Below are 1,005 nucleotides of genomic sequence, written 5' to 3' on the forward strand. Positions count from 1 at the left end.
GGCGGAATGACACTATTGGCCACTTCAGGAGCGATGATCAGATGATCAACGGAGAAATATCCATCGAGCGCCCCCTGCGTTGGGGCATGGTCGGCGGCGGCCGTACCGGGCAGGTGGGCTACAAGCATAGAACCGGCGCAAAGCGGGACGGCACCTACCGGCTCATCTGCGGAGCCTTCGATCTCGACGCCGAGCGTGGACGCGACTTCGGCACGAAGATCGGCGTCGCTGCGGACAGATGCTATGGCGACTATAAGGAGCTGATCGCCAAGGAGGCCGGGCGTGAGGACGGTGTCGAGGTCGTCTCGATCGCCACGCCGAACTTCACCCATTACGAGATCACCAAAGCGTGCCTGGAAGCCGGTCTTCACGTCATTTGCGAAAAGCCGCTGTTCTTTACCGTCGCCGAATGTGACGAGGTCGCCAAGCTGGCCGAAGAGAAGGGCCTGATCGTCGGCGTCACCTACGGTTTCACCGGCCATCCGCTGGTTCATCAGATGGCGGCGATGGTCAAGAAGGGCATGCTCGGCGATATCCGCATCGTCGACTTGCAATATTCCCACGGCTTCAACGCGGGCGACGATGTGGGCGCCGGCGAAGCCGTGAAATGGCGCACCAATCCCAAGACGGCTGGTCCGACCTTCGTTCTCGGCGATATCGGCACGCACCTCTACTATCTCTCCGAAGTGGTGCTGCCGCATATGAAGATCGAAAAGCTGCTCTGCGACCGCAAGGCCTTCATTCCGACCCGTGCACCGCTCGAAGACCATGCGACCGTTCTCATGCATTACGACAACGGCGCTCGCGGGCGTCTTTGGGTGTCCTCGGTGAATGCCGGTAACATGGGTTCGCAGCGCTACCGTTTCGTCGGCTCCAAGGCCTCCGTCGAATGGTCCGACTCCCACCCCGACCAGTTGATTTACGAAGTGCAGGGAGAACCGAACCGAACCTTGCACCACGGCATGCCCTACCTCGAAGAAGATAGCCTCGCCTGCGACCGCATGG

The 1,005-nt window shown here is 60.7% G+C and carries 1 protein-coding gene; it reads left to right on the forward strand.

Annotated elements, in window-relative coordinates; translation table 11 throughout:
• Nucleotides 1-41: 41 nt before the first annotated feature.
• The coding region (locus FY112_RS00205) for a Gfo/Idh/MocA family oxidoreductase (RefSeq protein ID WP_151517338.1) at nt 42-1,005 on the forward strand (964 nt) is incomplete at its 3' end.

It is taken from the genome of Rhizobium sp. PEPV16 (assembly GCF_008919455.1).
Lineage (GTDB): Bacteria > Pseudomonadota > Alphaproteobacteria > Rhizobiales > Rhizobiaceae > Rhizobium > Rhizobium leguminosarum_Q.